The sequence below is a fragment of the Kaarinaea lacus genome (assembly GCF_975902315.1).
The window spans coordinates 1-9990 of the sequence record NZ_CDLKIE010000293.1 but is presented as its reverse complement, the minus strand read 5'-3'; the positions used below and the strand labels follow the sequence as shown (position 1 = coordinate 9990).

9 protein-coding genes are annotated in these 9990 nt (G+C 46.0%); 5 read left to right on the top strand and 4 right to left on the bottom strand.

All coding sequences use genetic code 11. The annotated features are described in order from the left end of the window. Nucleotides 1-71: 71 nt before the first annotated feature. From ACWVCM_RS09270 to ACWVCM_RS09255, 4 genes are all read left to right on the top strand, one after another. Nucleotides 72-482: a hypothetical protein gene (locus ACWVCM_RS09270; protein ID WP_455201457.1), complete on the top strand. Its 411-nt coding sequence runs from the start codon at nt 72-74 to the stop codon at nt 480-482. Nucleotides 483-528: 46 nt separating this feature from the next. Next, nucleotides 529-1278, top strand: coding sequence for a HesA/MoeB/ThiF family protein (locus ACWVCM_RS09265; protein WP_455201456.1), 750 nt, complete (start codon nt 529-531; stop codon nt 1276-1278). A gap of 509 nt (nt 1279-1787) precedes the next feature. Continuing rightward, a complete protein-coding gene (locus ACWVCM_RS09260) occupies nt 1788-2690 on the top strand; it encodes a substrate-binding domain-containing protein (RefSeq protein WP_455201455.1) in 903 nt (300 codons plus the stop codon). A gap of 81 nt (nt 2691-2771) precedes the next feature. Beyond that, nucleotides 2772-4301, top strand: coding sequence for a diguanylate cyclase (locus tag ACWVCM_RS09255; protein WP_455201454.1), 1530 nt, complete (start codon nt 2772-2774; stop codon nt 4299-4301). 65 nt (nt 4302-4366) lie between these two features. On the opposite strand, the gene hslO is transcribed toward ACWVCM_RS09255, so the two are convergent. The 4 genes from hslO to gatC all read right to left on the bottom strand — a co-directional run bounded on the left by hslO (nt 4367) and on the right by gatC (nt 8787). Continuing rightward, entirely contained in the window at nt 4367-5254 is an 888-nt protein-coding gene (gene hslO, locus ACWVCM_RS09250; protein ID WP_455201453.1) for an Hsp33 family molecular chaperone HslO, read from the bottom strand. A 106-nt stretch (nt 5255-5360) separates the two neighbouring features. Then, complete coding sequence (gene gatB, locus ACWVCM_RS09245) at nt 5361-6791, bottom strand: Asp-tRNA(Asn)/Glu-tRNA(Gln) amidotransferase subunit GatB (RefSeq protein ID WP_455201452.1); 1431 nt, start codon at nt 6789-6791, stop codon at nt 5361-5363. Nucleotides 6792-6849: 58 nt separating this feature from the next. After that, nucleotides 6850-8304 (bottom strand): Asp-tRNA(Asn)/Glu-tRNA(Gln) amidotransferase subunit GatA, encoded by a 1455-nt coding sequence (gatA, locus tag ACWVCM_RS09240; protein ID WP_455201451.1) that lies wholly within the window; start codon nt 8302-8304, stop codon nt 6850-6852. A 195-nt stretch (nt 8305-8499) separates the two neighbouring features. After that, nucleotides 8500-8787: an Asp-tRNA(Asn)/Glu-tRNA(Gln) amidotransferase subunit GatC gene (gene gatC, locus ACWVCM_RS09235; RefSeq protein WP_455201450.1), complete on the bottom strand. Its 288-nt coding sequence runs from the start codon at nt 8785-8787 to the stop codon at nt 8500-8502. Between the two features lie 191 nt (nt 8788-8978). Here gatC and ACWVCM_RS09230 point away from each other — a divergent pair. Beyond that, nucleotides 8979-9990, top strand: a 1012-nt coding sequence (locus ACWVCM_RS09230; RefSeq protein ID WP_455201458.1) for a rod shape-determining protein, incomplete at its 3' end; no start/stop codon positions are given.

Sequence of the window (9990 nt, the reverse complement as noted above, 5' to 3'; positions counted from 1 at the left end):
TAGCGGCAAAGTAAGAAATTATCCTTACGATTTTTACTTGATTATTCACCGCGAGTCGCTACGATGAAAGTATGGCAATTGATAATGAAGATCTCATCAAGCGGCGGGATATTCTGTTCATGTCACCGCAACAAGATAGTGATCCTGCGAGCGCAGCGATAACACTATTGAATGATATTGAAGGTATTTTTGAGGCGATCCGAGTCCACGATTTTGCCATAAGCATTTCCTACCATATTTGCAAAATTACGCTGTGCGACATCGAGGATGTTTTGCAAGAAGTAGGATTTCACCTGGACAATAGCGTGATGAGCAAATTAAAACGCGCATTGTTCTATTACGCAGAAGACACTCAGCTGGCTAACCTGGGTTATGATCACGCCGAGTCCAAATCCACGCTGGAAATTTTTATCAACCGCTACAATCAACTTCCCCATGGCTGTCGCGACGAGCGACCCACGCATCTCCGGCGCTATAGTTAGTCATTCTATCGTTCTCTTACTCCCCATATCGCATTAAACTATTGCTATGGATGATGAACAATTGCTGCGCTACAGCCGGCAAATTATGCTGCCATCGGTCGATATTACCGGTCAGCAAAAATTGCTGGATTCTCGGGTATTAATCATCGGCCTGGGTGGACTTGGCTCACCCGTTGCCATGTATCTGGCCGCGGCCGGTGTTGGCACGCTGATACTCTGTGATGATGACAGGGTGGACCTTTCTAATTTGCAGCGCCAGATTGCGCATCGCACAACTGATATCGGAAGCCCAAAATCCCGATCAGCTGAACAAACGCTCCGCGCACTTAATCCCGACGTGGCAATCGAGCCAATTGAACAACGCTTAACACGGGACGACTTGCTTGCACGATTGAAAGATATCGACGTGGTGGTGGATGCCAGTGACAATTTTAAGACTCGCTTCTTATTAAACGATGTCTGCGTCGAAATGCGCAAACCACTGGTGTCGGGTGCCGCGATCCGCATGGAGGGCCAGGTGAGCGTGTTTCGCAACGATGAGGCGGACAGCCCCTGTTATCGCTGTTTATACAAGGATGAACCCGAAATCCACGAATCTTGCAGTGAAAGTGGAGTTTTAGCGCCTATCGTCGGCGTTATTGGGAGTATTCAGGCCGTCGAAACCTTGAAAATCCTGCTAAATGTGGGAAAAGATCTAAAAGGGAAATTGCTTATCTGGGATGGCTCAACCATGGAATGGCGCACAATCAACCTGAAAAAGGATCCTGCCTGCCCTATATGTTCCCACTTATCCTAGTATTGTCACTATAAATCCAACTTACATTTCCACCTTTATTGTTTTTCAAAAATTACCCGAAAAAGTGGAACGTAGTGGTCACAATTGTCCTGCCAATTAGCATTATATGGACTTTTTTAGGTATATTTTGCCCTATATGTTGGGCTAACAGGAATATTCCTGGGTCTTGACGAGCATACAAAGCTAATCGTTACGCGTAGCAATTTTATAATTATTTTTTATATCAGATTACTTTATAAAAGCATTAGTTCTATGTTTAAATAAAAAATATGAAGCAGGCAGTACCCTTTAATACATGTTGTTGTTTTGCAATAGCATAAGCAGAGACCGCAGAGATGTTTTCACGTTGTAATTCATTTTCCCTCCTGGCAGCAAATATTCTTCGAAAAATCATAATTTTACGTAGCTGTGAATTTAAAGTTTGTCAGTTTATAACCGATAGCTGTAAAGAAGTATGAATAACAATTAGCCAAGTGGTTAAACAGTAATTTCTTAAAGAGGACCACCACATGTTTCGTTCGATTGCTCGCCAGAACTATACATTTTTTCTAATTCTTATTTGCGCGGTTACGCTCGTCAGCATCACCTGCATAGCCAAAGCAGAGCAAAGCAATGAAAACAATCCCCTTATGGGTGCGGGAGCACACTTTGCGTGGATCGTATTTGACGCATTGAAGGAAGATCTGGAACGCGCAACAGGACGCGAAACCATCCTGTTTGGTGAAAATTCCATGCTGGGTGTTGGTTGTAATGCTGGCATCAAGGCTGCCAAACAAAACACGATCGGTCATGAAACCTTTGGTTTTGTTTGCTGCCCTTTATCGGACGAGGAAATTGAAAAACACAAATTGATCGTTTACCCGCTCGCCAAAGAACCAATACTAATTTTGACACATAAAACTAATCCAGTAGATAACCTTAGTGTCAAACAGGTAAAAGCAATCTTTAAAGGTGACATTCTGAACTGGAAAGAAGTAGGCGGAAACGATGAGCCTATCGTGCTGGTAACACGCCTGCATTGCAAAAAACGTCCGGGACATTGGAAAACCATTCTTCCCGGCAAAAAGGAATTTCGCCAGGAACGCCTGAATGTCAAAAGCGCTTCCGCCATGGTGCAACGTATTAATGATTTTAAAAGCTCCATCGGTCATACCGGCTCCACCTGGAAATTTAAACCCAACGACAAGGTCAAGGCCATTAAGGTGGGAGGCGTCGCGCCAACGGCTGAAAATCTGAAGAACGGCAGTTATCCATTTTTCCGTCAAATGTCTGCAATCACATCGCAGGATCCGTCACCGGATGTTGTCAAACTCATACAAGAGGCACAAACTGGTCCCGCGTTTCGCCGCGTTGCAAAGCAGTATCAGTTGCTTCCTTTAAACCCGCAACGACAACTGTCAATGAAGAAATAAATTTTGCCAAGTAAATGATCCCGTAGCTTAACTATGTTGTCGACGTACCGGTTTAGATTAATAGCATATACAATTTTACTGGTGGCTTTCTTAACAGCCACCCTGGTGTATACCTATATCTATTCACGTAACGTAATTCTGGAAGAAGCAGAAAACAGTGTCACCAACACTGCCCAGTTACTAAACGGTAATCTCGAAATGGAAGAGAACGAGTTGCTCCACTACGCCGAGATCGTGCGCGACGACCTGCGTATCAAAGAATACGTATTCATGGTTGTAAAAGTTGGTACCGACAATGAAGCCCTGAAATCTTTATACAAACGCCACTATGGCTGGCTTCCCGTTAAGCGGCGAATAATTCTTGGCAATAATGGCAGAATACTGTTAGGCAACGAACACCAGGACCTGGCCAGAGAACTGGTCAACCATCTTGAAGTTTCCAGCAAACCAATCTTTTATATCCAGTCCGGCAAGGGACTGGAAATGATCACCTGGGCGCCAATCTCATATCAGGGCACGCGCCTCGGTGTTGTGGCGCTCACTCATATCATTGACAACGTCTGGCTCAAGAAACATCAACAATACAGCGGCGGTTATTTGTTTATTGAAGATGACAGTGTAATACTTCAGTCCAACCTGCCCGGAGCGGAAAGTCAGCAGTTTTCATTGATTGATGGTCTGCTCGACGTCAATGGTGAATCTTACCAGGTTCGTCCCATTGTACTAACAGGTGCTACTGGCAAAATTGCCAACCTTTGGTACGGAGTGTCGATGCGTGATTTACTGGAGAAACTGGAACGTCACAGCCGTATTGTATTGTTGCTAACCTTATCTGGCGCATTTGCCATACTCTGGATGGGATTAATCATCGTCAGAAATTTCAATCGCCCGTTAACAGAGTTAATTTACATTACTCGCGCTGTTGCCAATGGCAATTTACCGGTCATGAACCAGTCGCATGAAAAAAATGAAATCGGTATATTATCCAATCAGTTTGCGGAAATGCTGCAGGCCTTACGTGAAAAGCAGGAAGAAATCGACCGCATACACCAGGAGCTGGAAGAGTCAGCTATTACCGACTCGCTAACCAAACTGCATAATCGCCGATATCTGCAGGACATTTTTCCACGCTTACTGGCGCAGGCACAACGGGATCACCTGTTCCTGTCTGGTATCCTGCTGGACCTCGACCATTTCAAACAGATCAATGACCGTCATGGCCATCTTGCCGGCGACCAGTGTCTTACACACCTGGCACAACTGTTAAAGGAAACATCACGCGCTAATGATTATGTATTCCGGATTGGCGGTGAAGAATTCCTGATTCTTAGCATCAATGACTCCCATGAAGGCAGTCGCCTGTTGGCTGAAAAAATTCGCAGCACGCTGGAACAAAATCCTACCGCGTTTAAGGACACAATTATCCCTCAAACCACCAGCATTGGAGTTAGTCATGCTGACACTTCCCTGCCTCCCGATGAAAGTTTGACAAACCTGCTCTACAATGCCGACAAAGCACTCTACCAGGCAAAAAGCAAAGGCAGGAACCAGGTACGTATGTACGTCAATGTAGACGACCAGTCTCATTCTTCATGGGACTATGTATCTTAGTTAAAAGGTAAAAGCGTTTCGTAGAAAGGTGTACCGGCGCTGAACTAACCTGACCGTATACCCGGCTAATGTTTTGTCGTGGGTTTATCGGATGCTACATTGGCCGCAAATACTTCCTCAACATCCACCTTGTCAAACTCATAATAATGATTGCAAAACTGGCAGTTGACACCCACGTTGGTTTCAGATTTCAAGATAGATTGCACTTCTTCGTAGCCTATCATTCGCAACATATCGGCAACGCGATCCCGTGTACAGGAACAGCGAAAACTGATCGGGTCTTTTTCGAATATACGAACATCTTCTTCGTGAAACAGGCGTCTAATAAGGGTTTCAAATTGTAGCAAGGCGAGTTCGTCGTTCGTTACTGTATTGGCCAGCTGGGTTACCCGCGACCAGGCGTCTTCATCTTCAACCAGGTTATCGCCACTAATATCATCAGGCATCCTCTGCAGTAGCATACCGGCGCAACAGGAACCGTCCGCATAAAGCCAAAGACGGGTATCCAGTTGTTGCGATCGCAACATATAATTTTCCAGTGCCTGACCAATATCACCGCTACCCAGGTCAACGATACCCTGGTAACGCTCACCAGCCTCTGGATCAATAGTGATTACCAGTGTGCCTTTCCCCACCATTTCCAGCAGGTTCATCCTGGATATATCACCATCCCACTGAGCCAACCCTCGCAAGGTGCGCTCGCTGGTCGCTTCAATTACGGCAATCGACAGTGGGCCATTACCCTGGATTTGCATAATCAGGGAGCCCTTGAATTTTAACGTTGCGGAGAGGAGCATGGCTGCCGCGGCCATTTCACCTAGAATATTTCGAATGTTCTCGGGATATTCATGGCGCTTAAGAATTTCCTGCCATGATTGATTGAGATGCACCAGCTCACCGCGTACTGCCAGATACTCAAATAAAAACCGTTGATGCAAATCACCATCATGCATAATTATATTCTAGATCAAGCAACACTTATTAGAAGACTCGGCCTTGCTGAAGTCCTGGAAAAGGTGAAGTAGTTTTAGCCTGGTATTCCCGGTAGATAAATATTGCTTATTTTAGTTTATCTTTTAGCAATTGATTGACCTGCTGGGGATTGGCTTTGCCTTTGCTGGCTTTCATTACTTGCCCGACAAAGAAACCGAATACTTTATCCTTGCCACTCCGGTATTGTTCTACCTGCCCAGGATTGTTGGCAATTATTTCATCAATAATTTTTTCAATGGCGCCGCTATCGGTAATCTGCTTCAAACCACGTTTTTCAATAATAGTATCGGCATCACCTTGGCCCTGCCACATGGCTTCAAACACTTCCTTGGCAATCTTGCCGGAAATGGTATTGTCAGCGATACGCTTTAGCATACCGCCCAGCATCTCTGCAGTAACCGGACTTTGCGACAAATCCAGATCATTTTTGTTAAGCGCGCCCAGCAAATCACCCATGATCCAGTTGGCTGATAACTTAGGCTCTTCACTGATCTTCGCCACGCTCTCAAAAAAATCCGCCATATCCCGGCTTGCTGTGAGAATCCCGGCATCCGTAGCATTTAACCCGTAATGTGCCTCAAAGCGATGTTGTTTCTCGTCAGGCAATTCCGGTAAGGTTTTTCGCACATCGTTAAGGTATTTCTCATCAATAACAACCGGTAATAAATCAGGATCAGGAAAATAACGATAATCGTTTGCTTCTTCCTTGGTGCGCATGGAACGGGTTTCATTTTTGTCCGCATCGTACAAACGCGTTTCCTGCACTACTTTACCGCCACCTTCGATGACATCAATCTGACGTTCAATTTCCACATTGATGGCGCGTTCCACAAAGCGAAAAGAGTTGATGTTTTTCAACTCGGTGCGAGTTCCAAACTCTTCCTGACCTTTGGGGCGAATTGATACATTGGCATCACAACGAAACGAACCTTCCTGCATATTACCATCACAGATTTCGAGGTAACGCACCAGGGAGTGTATCTTTTTCATATATGCCACAGCTTCCTGCGCAGAACGCATATCGGGTTCCGAGACAATCTCCAGTAACGGTGTGCCGGCACGGTTTAAATCTATACCTGTCATGCCGTGAAAATCTTCGTGCAGGGATTTGCCCGCATCTTCTTCCAGGTGAGCCCGGGTAACACCAATCGTCTTGGTAACACCATCATCCAGAACAATATCCAGTTTGCCATCATGCACTATAGGTAACTCGTACTGACTGATCTGGTAGCCCTTGGGCAAGTCAGGATAAAAATAATTTTTACGGGCAAATACCGAGTGTTCCGCAACAGTTGCACCAATCGCCAGACCAAACTTGGCTGCCATACGCACTACCTCTTCGTTCAACACAGGCAAAACACCCGGCAATCCCAGATCCACTGCATTGGCTTGCGTATTAGGCTCAGCACCATAGGCGGTCGATGAACCGGAAAAGATTTTACTTTTGGTTGACAGTTGCGCGTGAATTTCCAGTCCGATTACTACTTCCCAATCCATATCATACTCTCGATTAATGAAACCTGGTTTATCAAAATAATAAATATTCCCGGTAGTCTTACTCAAATCCTGCAGGACAAAGCTTATGCCAATCCGTTTGTAGCTGAAACTGATGAGCTACGTTTAGTAACCTGGCTTCCTGAAAATAACCGCCTATGATTTGTAATCCCACAGGCAATCCATTGACCAATCCCGCGGGAATTGACATACCCGGCAGCCCCGCCAGGTTTGTTGCAATAGTATAGGCATCGGAAAGATACATGGATACGGGATCATCCATGCGTTCACCAATCTTAAACGCGGTAGTAGGCGAAGTCGGCCCCATGATCACATCCACTTTTTCAAAGGCCTGCTTAAAGTCGTCACTGATTAAGCGACGCAGTTTTTGTGCTTTCAAATAATACGCATCGTAATAGCCCGCCGAAAGTACGTAGGTCCCAATCATAATGCGGCGTTTAACTTCCTGGCCAAAACCTTCACCGCGTGAGCGTTTGTACAAGTCTTCCAGGTCTTTGGGATTTTCACATCGGTAACCAAACCGCACACCGTCAAAGCGGGACAAATTAGATGAACATTCCGCTGGAGCCACAACATAATAAGTCGACACTGCCGTCTTGGTATTGGGTAAACTGATATCGACTAATTCAGCACCCATGGACTGATATTGTTTAATGGCGTCGTCAACCAGTTTGGCGACATCACTATCGAGGCCTTCATCAAAATATTCTTTTGGCAATCCGATTTTTAAACCGTCCAGGCTATCATTCAATGTTGCGGAATAATCCGGTACGGGTTGATCGACGGATGTCGAATCTTTCTCATCGAAGCCTGCCATTACATTTAGTAATAACGCTGCATCTTCCGCGGTACGCGTCATGGGTCCCGCCTGATCGAGACTCGATGCAAAGGCAATCATGCCATAGCGGGATACACGACCATAGGTGGGTTTTAGTCCGGTAATACCACACAGAGCTGCCGGTTGACGAATGGATCCCCCCGTATCTGTTCCGGTGGCTAAAGGTGCCAATCGTGCAGCAACAGCAGAAGCTGATCCACCCGATGAACCACCGGGAACGGTTTCAATATTCCAGGGATTTTTCACCGGCCCGTAAAAACTGGTTTCATTGGACGAACCCATGGCAAACTCATCCATGTTGGCTTTACCGAGCATCACCATGTTGGCCTGTTTGCATTTGCTGACAACGGTTGCATCATAAGGCGCGGAAAAATTATCCAGCATTTTGGAACCACAACTGGTTTTAACACCATTGGTGCAAAAGATGTCTTTGTGCAATAAAGGCACACCCGCCAAAGCATGTGCGTTACCTTTTGCCCTGTCCTGGTCGGCATCGCGCGCTTGCTGAAGCGCTAAATCCGCAGTAACCGTCACGTAGCAATTGAGTTGATCACCCAATTGATCGATTCGCTTAAGATAATGGCTTGTTAGTTCTTCGCTGCTGAATTCACCGGAAGCCAGAGACTTCGCCAGTTCAGCAATGGTTTTGTTATGCATTAAAACTCCAGTATGAAATATTCTTTGCGTTTTAGGTCTATACTGTTTTGCAATGTTTCGCGCTTGTGATATTTTGCGCCCGTGATGATCTACCTGTTAAAAACTGGCTTGCGTGTGACCCAGTTCTCAGTAACACGACTATGGTTTCACAACAATGGTTTAACAAAACGGTTTTAAACTAATGGATTTAAATTGTCACTCGATAACCTTGGGCACCAGGAACAAACCCGCTTCGGTCAGCGGTGCCACCTGCTGGTAGTGTTCGCGTTGATTCTCCTCGGTGACTTCATCTTTGCGCAAACGTTGTACAGCATCCAGAGGATGAGCCATTGGTTCCACATTGGCAGTATCGATGGCGTTCATCTGTTCAACGAGTTCGAGGATATTGGATAAATTATTCGCATAATTGGGTATATCAGCCTCATCAATTGCGAGTCTTGCGAGGTGAGCTATATTTTCTACATCTTGTTTTGTGAGCGACATATTATTTTTTCCAGTTTTCCTGCTAAATGCCGATAAATTTTTGCCGATATGTTTAAAACTTGAGACGTTAACACAATTGGTGCCTTGCCCAAAAGCGCGTGCACTGATAAATTAGCGCAATCTTAACATTCACTAGTGAGTTCAATATCTTGGGATACTTTTCTAAACTACGTGGCACTTTTTCAAACGATTTGTCGATTGATTTAGGGACAGCCAACACACTTATATATGTAAAGGGACAAGGCATCGTTCTGGACGAGCCTTCCGTAGTCGCCATCCGTATGGAACGTGGCACGAGTAATCCCAAAAATATTGCTGCCGTAGGACTTGAGGCCAAGAGCATGTTAGGCCGAACACCGGGTAATATTCAGGCAATTCGCCCCTTAAAAGACGGTGTTATCGCTGATTTTACCGTGACGGAAAAAATGCTTCAGCATTTCATCCACAAAGTCCATAAGGACAAGTTCAAATTTCTACACCCCAGCCCACGTGTGCTGATCTGTGTGCCTTGTGGCTCCACCCAGGTAGAACGTCGAGCGATCAAAGAATCAGCAGCCGGTGCTGGCGCGCGGGAAGTGTATCTCATTGAAGAACCCATGGCAGCCGCTATCGGGGCTGGCATGCCAGTACATGAAGCCAACGGCTCCATGATCCTGGATATTGGTGGCGGTACCACGGAAGTCGCAGTCATTTCATTGGCCGGTATCGTGTACTCTGCTTCGGTTCGTATTGGTGGAGACCGTTTTGATGAGGCAATCGCCAATTATGTACGGCGTAATTACGGTACCTTGATCGGCGAATCCACCGCGGAACGCATTAAACACGATATTGGCAGTGCTTATCCAGGCGATGAGGTACGGGAAATCGAAGTGCGAGGTCGAAATCTGGCCGAAGGTATACCCAGGAGTTTTACGCTTAACAGCAATGAAATTCTGGAAGCATTGCAGGAACCCCTGGCTGGTATCGTGGGCGCTGTAAAAACTGCATTGGAAAAAACACCACCCGAGTTGGGTGCTGACATCGCAGAGCGTGGCATGGTATTAACCGGTGGTGGTGCGTTATTAAGGGATTTCGATCGTCTGCTGATGGAAGAAACCGGCCTACCGGTCATCGTGGCAGAAGATCCTCTAACCTGTGTGGCACGTGGTGGTGGTCGCGCGCTCGAAATGATGGATGAATCGGGAACTGAAGTTTTCACTACCG